Annotated in this window: 13 protein-coding genes; 7 read left to right on the top strand and 6 right to left on the bottom strand. The window is 63.1% G+C overall.

The genetic code is table 11. The features are described 5' to 3' along the window. The first annotated feature begins 23 nt into the window (after positions 1–23). From OPU71_RS16020 to OPU71_RS16000, 5 genes are all read left to right on the top strand, one after another. Positions 24–1460, top strand: coding sequence for a M48 family metalloprotease (locus OPU71_RS16020; protein ID WP_267729017.1), 1437 nt, complete (start codon positions 24–26; stop codon positions 1458–1460). Between the two features lie 69 nt (positions 1461–1529). Continuing rightward, on the top strand, positions 1530–1760 hold the full coding sequence (locus OPU71_RS16015) for a sulfurtransferase TusA family protein (RefSeq protein WP_267729016.1): 231 nt from the start codon (positions 1530–1532) through the stop codon (positions 1758–1760). Positions 1761–1873: 113 nt separating this feature from the next. Further along, the gene (locus OPU71_RS16010) at positions 1874–4654 is read left to right on the top strand and encodes a M16 family metallopeptidase (protein WP_267729015.1); all 2781 of its coding nucleotides are present in this window, start codon (positions 1874–1876) and stop codon (positions 4652–4654) included. A 26-nt stretch (positions 4655–4680) separates the two neighbouring features. Then, positions 4681–5031 (top strand): hypothetical protein, encoded by a 351-nt coding sequence (locus OPU71_RS16005; RefSeq protein WP_267729014.1) that lies wholly within the window; start codon positions 4681–4683, stop codon positions 5029–5031. Between the two features lie 144 nt (positions 5032–5175). Continuing rightward, a complete protein-coding gene (locus OPU71_RS16000) occupies positions 5176–6246 on the top strand; it encodes a porin (protein ID WP_267729013.1) in 1071 nt (356 codons plus the stop codon). 119 nt (positions 6247–6365) lie between these two features. Here the strand turns inward: OPU71_RS16000 and OPU71_RS15995 are convergent, their stop codons facing one another. The 4 genes from OPU71_RS15995 to OPU71_RS15980 all read right to left on the bottom strand — a co-directional run bounded on the left by OPU71_RS15995 (position 6366) and on the right by OPU71_RS15980 (position 11895). Further along, the gene (locus OPU71_RS15995) at positions 6366–9224 is read right to left on the bottom strand and encodes a valine--tRNA ligase (RefSeq protein ID WP_267729012.1); all 2859 of its coding nucleotides are present in this window, start codon (positions 9222–9224) and stop codon (positions 6366–6368) included. A 94-nt stretch (positions 9225–9318) separates the two neighbouring features. Further along, positions 9319–9957 (bottom strand): hypothetical protein, encoded by a 639-nt coding sequence (locus OPU71_RS15990; protein ID WP_267729011.1) that lies wholly within the window; start codon positions 9955–9957, stop codon positions 9319–9321. Continuing rightward, the gene (locus OPU71_RS15985; protein ID WP_267729010.1) at positions 9954–10385 is read right to left on the bottom strand and encodes a DNA polymerase III subunit chi; all 432 of its coding nucleotides are present in this window, start codon (positions 10383–10385) and stop codon (positions 9954–9956) included. The genes OPU71_RS15990 and OPU71_RS15985 overlap by 4 nt, the downstream gene beginning before the upstream one ends. 16 nt (positions 10386–10401) lie before the next feature. Next, positions 10402–11895: a leucyl aminopeptidase gene (locus OPU71_RS15980; RefSeq protein WP_267729009.1), complete on the bottom strand. Its 1494-nt coding sequence runs from the start codon at positions 11893–11895 to the stop codon at positions 10402–10404. A 92-nt stretch (positions 11896–11987) separates the two neighbouring features. Between OPU71_RS15980 and lptF the strand changes: the two genes are divergently transcribed. Further along, positions 11988–13064, top strand: a complete 1077-nt coding sequence (gene lptF, locus OPU71_RS15975) for an LPS export ABC transporter permease LptF (RefSeq protein WP_267729008.1) — start codon at positions 11988–11990, stop codon at positions 13062–13064. Beyond that, positions 13061–14134 carry an LPS export ABC transporter permease LptG gene (gene lptG, locus OPU71_RS15970; protein ID WP_267729007.1) on the top strand — a complete coding sequence of 358 codons (1074 nt, stop codon included), beginning with the start codon at positions 13061–13063 and terminating at the stop codon, positions 14132–14134. The genes lptF and lptG overlap by 4 nt, the downstream gene beginning before the upstream one ends. Here lptG and OPU71_RS15965 read toward each other — a convergent pair. Then, positions 14131–14592 (bottom strand): RDD family protein, encoded by a 462-nt coding sequence (locus tag OPU71_RS15965; RefSeq protein ID WP_267729006.1) that lies wholly within the window; start codon positions 14590–14592, stop codon positions 14131–14133. The genes lptG and OPU71_RS15965 overlap by 4 nt on opposite strands. Before the next feature lie 44 nt (positions 14593–14636). After that, complete coding sequence (locus OPU71_RS15960) at positions 14637–15155, bottom strand: DUF3106 domain-containing protein (protein WP_267729076.1); 519 nt, start codon at positions 15153–15155, stop codon at positions 14637–14639. Positions 15156–15173: the final 18 nt, after the last annotated feature.

Genomic DNA, 15173 nt, shown 5'->3' with positions numbered 1-15173 from the left:
GGGCAGGCCGTTATCATACGCTCATGAAAAAGCGCCTGCTGGCGAGCCTGCTCGCCGCCCTGTTCTCCGTTCGAGCCATTGCGGACGGCTTGCCCGACCTGGGCGATTCGGCTCAGGCGGAGCTATCACCGCAGATGGAGCGCCAGATCGGCGCAGCGATCGTGCGGCAGATCCGCTTTGGCGATGCGCGCTATCTTGATGACCCTGAAATCGAGGACTACCTTGCACGCCTTGGCGCGCGAATGGTTGCGGTCAGCTCGACCCCCAGCCAGCAGTTTCAGTACTTCGTGTTCCAGGACAAATCGATCAACGCCGCTGCGACGCTGGGCGGGGTGCTCTACTTCCACACGGGCCTCTTCCTTGCCGCCCAGTCCGAATCCGAATTTGCCTCGGTGATGGCGCACGAAATCTCGCATGTGCAGCAGCGCCACATGGCGCGCATGATGGCCCAGCAGCAGAACATGGGCTACATGATGCTGGCGACACTGGTCATGGCCGTGCTGGCGGCCAGGGCGGGCGGGGACGCTGCCGGTGCGGCCGCGATGGCGGGGCAGGCGGCCGCCAGTTCGCTGCAGCTGGCGTATTCGCGCGACTACGAGCGCGAGGCCGACCGCGTGGGCTTGCAGACCCTTGAGGCGGCCGGCTTCGACACCCGCGGCATGGTCGATTTCTTTGAACGCCTTGACCGCGCGACCCGCGTTTTTGACAGTGGCGCCTACGCCTATCTGCGATCACACCCGCTGACCACCGAGCGCATCAGCGACGTTGCCAACCGCGTGCAGCAGATTCCCTACCGCCAGGTGATCGACTCGGTCGACTTTTCAATGGTGAAGGCCAAGATCGAATCGCTTGAGCAAGTGCCTGAAGAGACCCTCGCGCGCTTTGCCGGCGAGCCGCCGCAACGGGTGAATGCCGCCGCGGCGCATTGGTATGCACGCGCCCGGGCAAACCTGAAGCTGAACAAGACCGCGGCGGCGCGAATGGATGTTGATGCGCTGCATAAGCTCGACCTGAACAGCGCCATGGTCGATCTGCTCGATGGTGAAGTCTTGATTCAGGCCGGGCAGCCGGCGCAGGCGGCAAAGGTGCTGCAACTGGCGCGCCAGCGCTTTCCGCAGAGCCGCGCGCTCGTTTACGCTGAAGTCGATGCGTTGCTGGCCGCACGCAAGCCTGGCGAAGCCGCAGCGCTGGCCAGTGAGCGCCTGCGCCTGGATAACACCGACGATCGCCTCTACAGCCGCCTTGCCAAGGCCAGCGCGGCCCAAGGCAAGCGGCTCGCGCAGCACCGCGCGCAAGCCGAGGCTTACTATTTGCGTGGCGCGATCTACTCCGCAATCGAGCAACTCTCGCTCGGCTTGCGCGGGCGTGATGGCGACTACTATGAACGGACGGCCGCCGAGGCCCGGCTGGCAGAGTTTCAGGAGCGTCGTCGTGATCTTGAACGTGAGCGCCGGCGATAGGCTGTCGCAGCTTGGCGTGTTGTCAGCGCGGCACAAGCGGGCTGCGTAAAGTGAATGGATGAAAACAGAATGAATGTGAATCGTGACCTGGATGTACGCGGGCTGAACTGCCCCTTGCCGATTCTTCGTGCCAAGAAGGCGCTGGCAGAAATGAACACTGGCGAGTTGCTGCGGGTAATCGCGACCGATCAGGGGTCGGTGCGCGATTTCCAGGCCTTTTGTCGCCAGACTGGCCATGAACTGGTGTCCAACGGCGAAACCGCCGACAAGGAACTCGAGTTCATTCTGCGCTGCAAATAGCCCGCGCCTGAGTGGGTGCGCGCCCAGCGCGGCGCTGCCAGCGAAGCCACCAACCGTTGCACGATCCCGTCATGACGGCGCTGCCGTTGTGTCCGCCTGAGCCAGGAGTTTCCATGTCATTCATTTCGGCCTTGATGCGCGCGACTGCGCTGGGCTTTTGCCTGATCGCAGCATCCCCCGTGTTCGCTGCAGAACCCGCGGTGCGCGCGCTGCCTGCCTTGCCTGCCGGCATTGAACGGGGGAGCACGGTGGAAGGCATCACCGAGTATCGACTCGCAAACGGCCTGCGCGTCTTGCTTGCGCCGGACGCGACCAAGCCCAGCACTACGGTCAATATCACCTACCTGGTGGGCTCACGCCACGAAAGTTACGGCGAAACCGGCATGGCGCACCTGCTTGAGCACCTGATGTTCAAGGGCTCGAAGTCCTTTCCGGGCAACACGATCGACTCCGAGTTCAAGCGCCGTGGCATGCAGATGAACGGCACCACCTGGTTCGACCGCACGAACTACTACGAAACCTTTGCGGCCTCTGACGACAACCTGGACTGGGCCCTGCGGATGGAAGCGGACCGCATGGTCAATGCCTTCATCGCGCGGGAGGATCTCGATGCCGAGATGACCGTTGTGCGCAACGAGATGGAGGCGGGCGAGAACAGCCCTGGCCAGATGCTGTGGGAGAAGATGGCTGCCACCGCCTACCAGTGGCACAACTACGGCAAGTCGACCATTGGCGCGCGCAGCGACGTCGAGGGCGTGCGAATCGAGAACCTTCAGGCCTTCTACGCACGCTACTACCAGCCGGATAACGCGGTGCTCATCATCACTGGCAAGTTTGACGAAGCGGCGGCCCTGCAGAAGGTGCAGGCCTACTTTGCCCCGATTCCGCGGCCGACGCGGGTGCTGCAGCCGACCTGGACGCGCGAGCCGACCCAGGACGGCGAACGCGAGGTGAGCCTCTCGCGCGTTGGCGACATCCAGCTGGTGGGGGTGCAGTACCACGTCCCGGCCGGTGCGCATCCGGACACCGCGGCGCTTTCCTTGCTGGCCTTCGTCCTTGGCGATAGCCCGAGCGGGCGTTTGCACAAAGCCCTGGTTGAAAGCGGCAAGGCGGCCAGCGTGAGCGCATGGAACCTGGAGCTTGCCGAGCCGGGCTACATGAGCTTCGTTGCGCAGTTGAACCAGAAGCAGTCGCGCGCGGAAGTGCGCAAGGTGCTGGTGGATGTGATCGAGAACATCGCGCGCAAACCGCTGAGCGCAGCCGAAGTCGAGCGCGCCCGCGTCGCGCTGCTGAACGGCTTCGAGAAAATGCTCAACGACCCGGTGGATTTTGGCGTCGGTTTGTCCGAAGCCATTGCGCTGGGTGACTGGCGGCTTTTCTTCCTTGGGCGCGACCGGATTGAAGGCGCAAGCCTTGCCGACGTGCAGCGTGTGGCGGAGCGCTACTTCAAAGCGGCCAACCGCACCGTTGGCCAGTTCATTCCGGTTGAAAAGCCTGTCCGTGTCGAGATACCTGCGGTGCCGCCGCTGGCCGACACGCTGGCCGGCTATGCAGGCAAGACCGCCCAGGCAGAGGGCGAAGTCTTCGAACCCTCGCCCGAGAATATCGAGGCGCGCACGACACGCAGCCGCTTGAGCAGTGGCGCCCAGTTGGCCCTCTTGCCCAAGCGCACGCGCGGCAACACCGTGCACGGCCAGATCGTGTTGCGGATGGGGAACGAACGTTCGCTCGTGGGGCAGGAAACCGTCGCGAGCTTCACGGCTGCCATGCTCACGCGGGGCGCGGCGGGCCGCAACCGGCAACAGATCGCCGATGCGCTCGACGCACTCAAGGCGCAGCTATCGATCACCGCGCAAGACGGCAATCTGGTGCTGGTCAGTTTCGATACCCGACGCGACAAGCTCACCGCCTTCCTCGATCTGCTGCAGGATGTGCTGCGCAGGCCTACGTTCCCTGCCGGCGAACTGGAACAGTTGCGCACCGAAGCGCTGGCCGAACTGGATGCCGCGCGGCGTGAGCCGCAGGCGGTGGCCATGCGGGCGCTGGGTCGCCACGACAATCCATGGCCCAAGGGGGACGTTCGCTATGTGGCGACCGCCGCCGAAGAGGCCGCTGCGATCAAGGCGGTATCTGCACGGGCGCTTGCAGGCTTCCATCGCCGCTTCTACGGGGCCGAGCACGCGCAGATCGCCTTGGTGGGCGATTTCGATGCCGTGGCGGTGAAGCCGCAGCTTGAGCGACTGACCGCCGGCTGGCGAAGCGCCGAGGCCTACGCCCGCGTGCCGCAGCCCTTCCGCGCCAAGGCGCCCAAGGTGATTTCGCTTGAAACACCGGACAAAGCCAACGCGTTCTTCATCGCAGGGCTCACGATGCCGCTGCGGGATGAGTCGGCCGATTACCCGGCCGCCGTGTTGGCGAATCAGGTGCTGGGTGATGGCGCTGGGCTCAAGAGCCGCCTCGCTGACCGTCTGCGCCAAAAAGAGGGGCTTAGCTACGGCGCGGGCAGTGTGTTGCGTGGCAATGCACGCGAAGAGAACACTGCGCTCATGCTCTACGCCATTTATGCACCGCAGAACCTCCCGCGACTGCGCGCGTCGCTCGACGATGAGCTGCAGCGCTTCGTGCGCGACGGGGTCAGCGAACAGGAGCTGAACGAGGCGCGCACCGGCTTGATCCAGCAAATGACGCTTGGCCGCACCCAGGACGCAGCGCTCGCCAGCGCGCTTGCCAGTCAGCTTGATCTGGGGCGTACCATGGCATTCGAGCGCGCGCGCGAAGCGGCGCTCAACGCGGTCTCGGTCGACGATGTCAATGCCGCGATCCGCAAGTACTTTGATCCGGCAAAGCTGGTTCAGGTCTTCGCGGGCGACTTCAAGACGGCCGAATCAAAATGACACAGCGCTGTGAGCGCGGCTGTTCGATGCGCATCGAAGGAGCGGAGATGAAACAGGTATGGATGCGAAGGCTGGGCGTGATCTGCTGCGTTGTTTTTGCTGGCGTGCTCGGCGCGAATGCGGCTTGGGCGGGGTCGGCAGAAAAATCCAGGAAGGACAAGGATCCGTGTGCGAAATTGCCGGCAGTGATCGAATTCGATGCGGGCAAGAAGACGCTTAAGCGGCGCGAGGACTTTCGCTGGGACTATGTCTCGGACTTGCCCAAGGTGAACGAATTCTTCTACAGCGATCCGGACGATGGCCACCGTGTTTACCGGTTCTGGCGCTGGACGGGCTCTCAGTATTCGTGCTCGGATACCGGCCGTTTTGCGCGGTAACCACAGAATCGGCAAAAAACGCGAAATTCGGGCGCCTTGGGGCGCCCTTTTCTTATTACTGAAACACTCGCTTGCTACTGTCGCCCCCGTTGCGCACCGGCTAGTCCGGCGGTGTGCGCGCCATCTTGATACAGAGGACTAACAGTGAAAAACCAGCACAAACTCGCACTCGCGATCGCCGCGCTTGCTTCCGGTAGCGCAATCGCAGCGGATTCCAGCGTGACCGTCTACGGCCTGATCGACATGGGCTACGCCTATCGCACTGACAACTACGATTCCACCAAGGGTGGCCGTAACGGGATCGACAGCGGTATTGCCAGCGGCACCCGCCTGGGCTTCCGTGGCACCGAAGAACTGACGTCTGGTCTCAAGGGCAAGTTCGTGGTGGAAGCGGGCATCAACGCTGATACCGGCACCCCGGCCCAGTCGAGCGCCACGGTCAACCGTGTATGGGGTCGTCAGACCTGGGTTGGTCTGGAGACGGGCTTTGTCGAAGGCCGCTTCGGCCGTCAGTACTCGCCGCAATACCTGATCTACGGTGATATCGACCCGTTCTCGCACGGCCAGGTCGCCAAGGCGAGCAACATCTTCACCCACATCACCAGCCGTATCGACAACGCGTTCTACGCAACGACGCCTTACTTCGGCGACATCTTCTCGCTTGACGCGCTGTACGCACTGAACCGTGATGGCGACGAAACGGTTGAAAACCTCACCGACAAGCGCTACTACGCGATCACCCCGAAGCTGAAGTTCGGCAAGATGTTCAAGGTCATGGCCAACTACAGCAGCAGCTACGACAAGGCCAAGTACACCAACGATACGGTCGTTGAACTCGGTGGCATCGTTGATTTCGGCATGGCCAAGATCTCGGGCGCCTACGCTCAGCCCAAGTTTGAAAGCGTGACGGTCGGCACCGCGAAGGAGCCGAAGAAGTACAACCGTTACCTGGTTGGCGCGACCGTGCCGCTGGGCAACTTCTCGATCCTCGCGTCCTACGCTTACTCGAAGGACAAGAACGATCTGGACGAAAAGGCGGTTCAGTACGGTATCGGCGGCACCTATGCCTTCTCCAAGCGCACCGATGTGTATGCCGCTTACGCGCGCATCGATGCCGACGACAACATGAAGGTTCGCTACGGTGTTTCGGATGGTTCGAACACCTTCGCCGACTACCGCAGCGGTATCAACCTGGGCATCCGCCACAAGTTCTGATTTGCCGGATTGCTTGCAAGTCCCTCTTCATTCAGGCGCCTTCGGGCGCCTGTTTTTTTGGGGCTACGGACAAACGAAAACGGCGCCTTGCGGCGCCGTTTGATTGCGGCAGATGAGGCTTAGCCCAGTCGGCCGAATTGCTCGCGGAGCTTTTCGAGCGTTGCGCCGAAGTCGGCCAAGCGCTTCTTTTCCTGCTCGACCACGGCTGCCGGCGCGCGCGCAACGAAGCTCTCGTTGGAGAGCTTGGCGTTGGCCTTCACCACTTCAGTTTCGATGCGCGTGATTTCCTTGGTGATGCGCTCGCGTTCGGCCGCGATGTCGATTTCGATCTTCAGCATCAGGCGGAAATCGCCAACGATCTGCACCGGGGCGGGCGAGGGCGGTAGCGCGTCGCCGGCGGCGCTGACGCTCTCCAGCTTGCCAAGCGCGGTGAGGTAGGGCGCGAAGGCCTCCACATCCTCTACCGGGCCGGCGACGATCAGCGGCACCTTCTGCGCGGGCGACAGGCTCATCTCGCCACGCAGGCTGCGAACCGCGCTGATCAGCGCCTTGAGCTGCTCGATGCGGGCCTCGGCCTTCGCATCGATGCGCTCAAGGTTGGCGCGCGGATACGCGACCAGGCACAGGCTGTCGGCGTCTTTCTTGCCGGCGAGCGGGGCTACGGTCTGCCACAGCTCTTCGGTGATGAAGGGGATGACCGGGTGCGCCAGGCGCAGGATGGTCTCCAGCACGCGCAGCAGGGTGCGGCGCGTGGCGCGCTGCTGCGCCTCGTTGCCGGTGTTGATCTGGACCTTGGCGAGTTCGAGGTACCAGTCGCAGTACTCGTCCCACACCAGGGTGTAGAGCTCGCTCGAGAGCAGGTCGAGGCGGAAGTCCGCGAAGTGTTGCGCCACTGCGGCCTCGGCGCGCTGCAGGCGCGAGACGATCCAGCGGTCGGCGTCGGAGAAGGCGAGGTAGCTGCCGTCGCACTCGCCAGGCGCGTGTTCGTTCAGGCCACAGTCCTTGCCCTCGGTGTTCATCAACACGAAGCGCGTGGCGTTCCACAGCTTGTTGCAGAAGTTGCGGTAGCCCTCGCAGCGCTGCATGTCGAACTTGATGTCGCGGCCCAGCGTGGCGAGGCTGGCGAAGGTGAAGCGCAGCGCGTCGGTACCGAAGGCGGGGATGCCCTCCGGGTATTCCTTGCGCGTTTTCTTCTCGATCTGCGCCGCCTGCTTCGGGTTCATCAGCCCGGTGGTGCGTTTGGCGACGAGGTCGTCGAGTTTGATGCCGTCGATCAGGTCGATCGGGTCGAGCACGTTGCCCTTGGACTTGCTCATCTTCTGGCCTTCGGCGTCGCGCACCAGGCCGTGCACGTACACCGTCTTGAACGGGATCTTGCCGGTGATGTGCTTGGTCATCATGACCATGCGCGCGACCCAGAAGAAGATGATGTCGAAGCCGGTGACCAGCACCGACGAGGGCAGGTAGAGGTCGAGCGCATCGTTGGACTTGGCCGGCCACTCGGGCGTCCAGTCCAGGGTGCTGAATGGCCACAGGGCGGACGAGTACCAGGTGTCGAGCACGTCGTCGTCGCGCTTCAGGGCGCCGGTGTAGCCCTCGGCTGCGGCAACGGCCTTCGCCTCGGTTTCGTCGTGGGCGACGAACACGCGGCCATCGTCGGCATACCAGGCGGGGATCTGGTGACCCCACCACAGCTGGCGGGAGATGCACCAGTCCTGGATGTTGTTGAGCCACTGGTTGTAGGTGTTCACCCAGTTCTCAGGCGCGAACTTGATTTCGCCCGAGGCCACGCATTCAAGGGCCTTACCAGCGATGCTCGTGCCGTCCGGGCCGGCTTTGCTCATCGCGACGAACCACTGGTCGGTGAGCATCGGCTCGATGACGACGCCGGTGCGGTCGCCGCGCGGCACCATCAGCTTGTGCGGTTTGACTTCGCCGAGCAGGCCGAGGGCCTCGAAACCGGCAACGACTTGCTTGCGCGCTTCGAAACGATCCAGCCCGGCCAGATGCGCGGGCAGCGGCGTGGTGCCGCTGATTTGCCCGCCGGTGACGACGGTGCCTTCGGCCGGCACGCTGCCTTCGAGCGTCAGCACGATGATCATCGGCAGGTTGTGACGCTGGCCGACGCCGTAGTCGTTGAGGTCGTGCGCCGGCGTGACCTTGACGACGCCGGTGCCGAATTCGCGGTCCACGTACTCGTCGGCGATGATCGGCACTTCGCGGCCAACCAGCGGCAGGGTGACTGTCTTGCCGATCAGGTGGGCGTAGCGCTCATCTTCCGGGTGCACCATCACGGCGGTGTCGCCGAGCATGGTTTCCGGACGCGTGGTGGCCACGGTCAGCGAGCCGCTGCCGTCGGTGAGCGGGTACTGCAGGTGCCACAGGAAGCCGTCTTCCTCTTCGGACACTACTTCCAGGTCCGACACCGCGGTGTGCAGCTTCGGGTCCCAGTTCACCAGGCGCTTGCCGCGGTAGATCAGGCCTTCGCGGTAGAGGCGCACGAAGGTCTCGGTGACGATCTTGGAGAGCCCGGCGTCCATCGTGAAGCGCTCGCGGCTCCAGTCGGGCGAGGTGCCGAGACGGCGCATCTGCTGGGTGATGGTGTTGCCGGAGTACTCTTTCCACTCCCACACCTTCTCGAGGAACTTCTCGCGGCCCAGATCGTGGCGCGACACGCCTTGCGCATCGAGTTGGCGCTCAACAACGATCTGCGTGGCGATGCCGGCGTGGTCGGTGCCCGGCTGCCACAGCGTGTTGTGGCCGAGCATGCGGTGGTAGCGGGTGAGCGCATCCATCACCGTCTGGTTGAAGCCGTGGCCCATGTGCAGCGTGCCGGTGACGTTCGGCGGCGGCAGCAGGATGCAGAAGGCGTCGGACTTTGATTTGTCCAGTCCGGCCTTGAAGTAGCCGGATTCTTCCCAGTTTGAATACCAGCGGCGCTCAATCTCTGCCGGTTCGAAGCTCTTTGCGAGTTCCATGCGTGTCAGTCTTTAGAAACAGAATCTTGCGTTGATTCGGATGGCTAAGGGGCTGCCGCCGCAAGCACGCGGGGCATCGCTTTGCCACGGGGGGCTAATCGTTCTTTGGCTCGTTGAGCGTTGCGTCGAGCAGTTCCGAGAGCTTGTGCGAGAGGTCGGGCACCAGCGTGGCGCGCATGTGTGCCAGTGTCTTCATGCGCAGGCGCTCGACCATGCCGTCGACTTCGGCCGCCACGATTTGCGGCAGCTCGTTGCTGATCCAGGCTTCGAGTGTTTGTGAGATGTGCGCGTCGAACTCGATCAGCTGCTCGGCCATTCGCATGCGGGCCGCCTGCGCTTGCACCATCGCTTCATCTCGGGCGGCTTGCGCTGCCGCGCTGGCCGCATGCTCAGCCGCTGCAGCGATGATGGCCGGGTCGGGCTCGACCAGGGTTACCACTGGCGCGCTGGGCGCGGCTTGCGGGGGCGGCGGACTGATCGGCGCGGTTTCGGCGGGCCGGGTTGGCTGGAGCGGCGCATCGGGTGTGAGTGCCGGCAAGTCGTCGTCAAGCGTCAGGACTTCTGCCACGTCTTCGAGCACCGGCAGATCCTCGCCGAGGATGTCGGTGAGAACGGGCAGATCGTCTGCCTGCGGCGCGGTACTGGAGCGGTGCCTGTGAATCAGGGCGTCGGCCTTCACCATCAAGGTGTCGGACACTTCAAGGTCTTCGAGGGTGGGGTCGCTGGGGGTCATGCGCGTTCGCGTGCGGAAAGGTCATTCGCTGACGGATCAAGTCCGCGGTCGCGATAAAAGGCCCAGCGCGCCCGCGCAGGTGCGCGATCGGAAGGGTCAGAGGTCACGATCTCGATCACCTGCGAGAAACGTTCGAACTCAGGGGGGGCTTCGTCGCCCAGATTGATCAGAACTTCCAGGTTGATCGGTTCGGCCAGTTGCGGGTCGATCACCACCGGCGTTTGCGAGGCAAGTGCCGACGATGCGAGCACATGGGGAACGAACGCAAGCGGTTGAAAGGTCCACAACAGGGCGTCGAAGCGGGCCGCGAGGCCCGCTTCCGGGGCAAACACAGTGACTTTTCGCCCGTGCCGGTACGCGGCCGCCGCAAGGCGGCAGGCCGCGGACAGCTTGTCCGGCGCGTTGTGAAAGAAGCGGACTTCGGTCACTGTGTCGCCAATCGCATCAGGCGCCGGCGCGCTTGATGAGGAACTGCGTGAGCAGCGGCACCGGACGTCCGGTGGAGCCCTTTTCCGCGCCGGACTTCCACGCCGTGCCAGCGATGTCCAGGTGCGCCCACTTGTAGGCCTTGGTGAAGCGCGACAGGAAGCAGGCCGCGGTGATCGTTCCACCGGCGCGGCCGCCGATGTTCGCGATGTCGGCAAAGTTGCTCTTGAGCTGCTCCTGGTACTCGTCGAACAGCGGCAGCTGCCACGCACGGTCACCGGCTGCGACGCCGACTTCGAGCAGTTCTTGCGCAAGTTCGTCGTTGTTGGCCAGCAAGCCGCTGGTGTGGTTGCCCAGGGCGATCACGCAGGCGCCCGTCAGCGTTGCGATGTCGATCACACATTCGGGCTCGAAGCGCTCGGCGTAAGTGAGCGCATCGCACAGGATCAGGCGACCCTCGGCGTCGGTATTCAGGATCTCGATCGTCTGCCCGGACATGGACGTCACCACATCACCCGGCTTCACCGCAGAGCCGCCCGGCATGTTCTCGGTGCTCGGGATAAGACCGACGACGTTGATCGGCAGCTCAAGCTCCGCCAGTGCACGGAATGTGCCCAGCACCGAAGCGCCGCCGCACATGTCGTACTTCATCTCGTCCATGCCCTCGCCCGGCTTGAGCGAGATGCCGCCGGAGTCGAAGGTCAGACCCTTGCCGACCAGGACGATCGGCTTGGCTTTCTTGGACTTGGCGCCGTGGTACTGCATGACGATGAAACGTGCAGGTTCGTGCGAACCCTTGGTAACCGACAGGAATGAGCCCATGCCGAGCTTTTCGATGCCGGCATTGTCGAAGGTCTCAACCTTGATCGACTTGTATTCTTTCGCGAGTTTCTTCGCGGTGTCGGCGAGGTGACTCGGCGTGCAGACGTTGCCCGGCAGGTTGCCCAGATCACGCGCCAAGGCCATGCCCGCTGCAATTGCGCTGCCTTGCGCCACGCCGCGGGTGGCGTCGGCGCTCGGCTTGTCGGCAAAGGCTAGGGTGACCTTGCTGACGCCGCGCTTGTCGTCGTCCTTCTTTGCGCGCGGGGCGTCGTACTTGTACGCGGCATCGCGCAGGATCTGGCTTGCCTGTGCGCTGAGCCATTTTGCGTCGCGCCCAGGCAGTTCAACATCGGCGAGGGTGACGGTTGCGTCGCCTGCCTTCAGGCCGGCAAGCGCCTTCGCTGCCGCGCCAAGCGCAGTCCGGTAAGCCTTTTCGTTGAAGTCTTCGGGTTTGCCGTAGCTGACCAGCAACACGCGCTCGGCGGCTGCGCCCGGCAGGTGGTGCAGCATCAATGTTGCGCCGGCTTTGGCGTCAAGATCGCCGCGGGCGATCAGCTTCGAGAGGGCTCCGGCAGAGGCTTCGTCAAGGCGAGTTGCGGTGGCGCCGAGGGTCTTCCCGGCGAATACACCGACCACCAGGCACGCGCATTTCTGCTTTTCCGGGGTTACGGATTTCGTGCTAAATTCCATCAATTGCTCCTGGCAATGGACGCTTGCGCGCAGAGCGGACGATTATCCCGTGTCCCTCCGACGCCGTCAAAACCGCACCGGCGCTTATCCAAATGGTCTTTCAGCGCGCAGCCATGCGCGAGTTCGCTTCCAACGCGGTTGCGATCTTCGTTGCACTCTTCTTCATCATGCTCACCGTCATCCTGATTCGCTTGCTGAGTCAGGCTGCAGGTGGTCGCCTGCCGCCCGATGCGGTGCTGTCCCTGATTGGCTTCACGGCGCTCAATCATGTCGGGACTTTGCTTTCGCTGACCTTGTTCATCTCGGTGCTGACCTCGCTGACACGAGCCTATCGCGATTCCGAAATGGTGGTCTGGTTCGCTAGCGGCTTGCCGCTTTCCGCGTGGGTGAGCCCGGTTCTCAAATTCTCGTTGCCCATCGTCGCAGTTATCGCGCTGCTCACCGGTTTTCTTTCGCCTTGGGCTCAGGGGCGCGCGCAGGAGTACCGCAAGCAGCTTGAAGCAAGGGATGATGTATCGAGCGTTTCACCGGGCACCTTCCGGGAAGACTCCGGCGGGCGTCGCGTTTTCTTTGTTGAATCGCTCTCCGAGTCATCGCGCGAAGTGAAGAACGTCTTCGTCTCGATGCCCTTGGCTGACCGTATGCGGATCATTGTGGCGACCAGTGGCTCGATCGAGCTTGAGCCCAATGGCGATCGGTTCGCTGTGCTGCGCGACGGTCGTCGCTATGAAGGCCGGCCCGGCACGCCGGAGTTCAGCGTCACGAGTTTCGAGACCTACGCGATCCGGATCGAAGCGAAGGAGGTGGGCGTGCTCGAAATGACACCGCGTATCACGCCAACGCCTCAATTGATTACGTTGCCAACGCCGCAGAATCAGGGCGAGCTGTCGTGGCGTCTGGGCTTGCCGCTGGCGGCGCTGGTCCTGACCTTGATTGCGGTACCCCTTTCGTTCGTGAATCCGCGCGCAGGGCGCACGCTCAATCTGCTGTTTGCCGTCTTCGTCTTTTCGACCTACATCAGCCTGCTTCAAGTCATGCAGGCGTGGATCGGGCAAAGCAAGATCGGCCTTGGGGCGGGCATTGCTGCACTGCACCTGCCGATGGCGCTGCTATTGCTGGCCATGTTCGCCCACCGCATGCAGGTCTTCACGAGGCTGCTCCGCCGATGAAGACGATCCGTCGTTACCTCGGCCGCGAGATCATCGCCGCCTCGGCCTTGGTCATGGTGGCGTTTCTGGCCTTGTTTGGCTTCTTTGATCTGGTCGAAGAGCTCGACAAGGTCGGCAAGGCGGGCTATCGACTCAAGCATGCGCTGATCTTTGTCGGCTTGTCTTTGCCCAGCCGCGCTTACGAGATTTTCCCGATTGCGGCGCTGATCGGGACCTTGTTCGCGCTGACGCAGCTTGCGCGGAACTCTGAAATTACAGCGATGCGTACCGCAGGGCTTTCGACGCGGAAAGCCATCATGGTGGTTGCGCAGATCGGCCTGTTGTTTGCGGCAGTGACTTTCGTGCTGGGCGAGTTCATTGCGCCGCCGCTTGAGCGGGTGGCGCAGAAATGGCGCCTCCGCAGCACGAACTCGACCTTGCCACAGGAACTCAAATCGGGTTTCTGGGTGAGGGATGGTCATCTTTTCGTCAATGCGCAACGCGTCCTGCCCGATAAGGGGCTTGAGGGGGTGCGGATATACGAGTTCGACCAACGGTCAAAATTGGTGTCGCTGTCGGATGCGGCAAAGGGTGTATACAAGGCTGGCGAGGGGTGGCTGCTGACGGACGTGGTCCGCACGAAGTTCCTCGCGGGTCGAACTGAACTGCAACGCCTGCCGGAGTGGCGCTGGCAGTCCGAGCTGACACCCGAACTGGTCAGCGTTGTGATGGTTGTGCCGGAGCGGATGGCGCTGAAGACCTTGGTGCCCTACGTCCAGCATTTGAAGGAGAACAATCAGAAGACCGGGCGCCACGAGGTGGCAGCCTGGAAGAAGATTGTGTTCCCCTTTGCCTCGATCGTGATGATGTGTCTTGCGCTGCCTTTTGCCTTCATTCATCACCGCAGTGGCGCGGTGGGGGCAAAAGTGCTGCTTGGCGTGGTGATCGGCATGGCCTTTCACCTGCTCAATGGCCTCTTTACAAATCTGGGCATCATCAACGATTGGCCGCCGGTGGTCAGCGCGCTTGCGCCGAGCCTGCTGTTCCTTGTCGCAACCGCAGGCATGCTCTGGTGGGTTGAGCGGCGTTAGCTTTGGTTTTGCTCGCCGGGGCGGCCTGGCAGCAGCACGATGCAGGTGCCGGCAAAGCGATCGTGCATGAACTGGCGATCACGATCCACTAACGCCCAGACGAGCCCGGCGCCGGCAAAGAGCACCGACGGCCACGCGAGCAGATAGCGAATGATGCATTGTGCCGCTGATGGCGGCATCCCGGAGTTGGCGTCGACAAGCTGCAGGCGCCAGGTTTGCATCGCCAAGGTCTGGCCGTTCCGGCGCCAAAGCACATAGAAGTAAATCCCGAGCACGGCCGTCACGTGCAGCCAGCTGGCCCAGCCCGGCAGGACGTGTTTGCTGGCAATCGCATAAATCAGCTGCGGTACGAGGAATGCAAACGCGAGTACGCCCACCAGCAGCAGGGACTCGTAAAGCATGCAGGCCATGCGCCGGCGCAGGCCGGCCAGTTCGGCGGTGGGGCGGGTTGTATTCACGGGGATCCTGGTTGCTCGCGACGTGTCGTCCGCGTGCCGGTCGTTCAGAAGCGTGGGTAGAGTGCCTCGGGTAGCACGGGTTTGGGCTGTGGCGGAGGCTCTGGTTGCGGCGGCGGTGGCCGCAAGGCCGTGCGATAGGGCCGCAAATAGGGCGGGACGAGCCACTCCACCGGGATCTGACCGCGCACGGACTTTGTTCGCGTGCTTGGTTGGCTGCGAAGCTTGTCCTTTTCGTCATCGGAGAGGCTCTTGTATGCCTCCCACTGCTGCCTGAGTGCTGGGCGCTGCTCAGTCGGTAGTTTTTGAAGGCGCTTGTACTGATCGCGTGCCTTCTTGCGCTCTTCTGGCGATAGTTGTGACCAGGTTTCCATGCGGCGGGTGATCCGGTCGCGGTCGTTCTGGGTCATCTCCGGGAAGCGCGCAGCGATTCCGATCCATTTGTTGCGCCGTGCAGGCCCCATTTTTGGCCACTCAGCCTCAAGGGGGGCAAGGATTCTCTGTTGCTCAGGCGTGAGCTCTCCCCAGCCCGGGGCTGTTGTGGTCGCGCCTGCCAGTGGCGCCATGACCAAGGCCAGAACGCA

The organism is Niveibacterium sp. 24ML (genome assembly GCF_026586805.1).
Taxonomy (GTDB): Bacteria; Pseudomonadota; Gammaproteobacteria; order Burkholderiales; family Rhodocyclaceae; genus Niveibacterium.
The sequence above is the reverse complement of the archived record's forward strand: the minus strand, read 5'-3'. Positions and strand labels throughout refer to the sequence as shown.

Coding starts and splice junctions, on each gene's coding strand:
- OPU71_RS16020 (WP_267729017.1), top strand. CDS start 24: ATGAAAAAGCGCCTGCTGGCGAGCCTGCTCGCCGCCCTGTTCTCCGTT.
- OPU71_RS16015 (WP_267729016.1), top strand. CDS start 1,530: ATGAATGTGAATCGTGACCTGGATGTACGCGGGCTGAACTGCCCCTTG.
- OPU71_RS16010 (WP_267729015.1), top strand. CDS start 1,874: ATGTCATTCATTTCGGCCTTGATGCGCGCGACTGCGCTGGGCTTTTGC.
- OPU71_RS16005 (WP_267729014.1), top strand. CDS start 4,681: ATGCGCATCGAAGGAGCGGAGATGAAACAGGTATGGATGCGAAGGCTG.
- OPU71_RS15995 (WP_267729012.1), bottom strand. CDS start 9,224: ATGGAACTCGCAAAGAGCTTCGAACCGGCAGAGATTGAGCGCCGCTGG.
- OPU71_RS15990 (WP_267729011.1), bottom strand. CDS start 9,957: ATGACCCCCAGCGACCCCACCCTCGAAGACCTTGAAGTGTCCGACACC.
- OPU71_RS15980 (WP_267729009.1), bottom strand. CDS start 11,895: ATGGAATTTAGCACGAAATCCGTAACCCCGGAAAAGCAGAAATGCGCG.
- lptF (WP_267729008.1), top strand. CDS start 11,988: ATGGTCTTTCAGCGCGCAGCCATGCGCGAGTTCGCTTCCAACGCGGTT.
- lptG (WP_267729007.1), top strand. CDS start 13,061: ATGAAGACGATCCGTCGTTACCTCGGCCGCGAGATCATCGCCGCCTCG.
- OPU71_RS15960 (WP_267729076.1), bottom strand. CDS start 15,155: ATGGCGCCACTGGCAGGCGCGACCACAACAGCCCCGGGCTGGGGAGAG.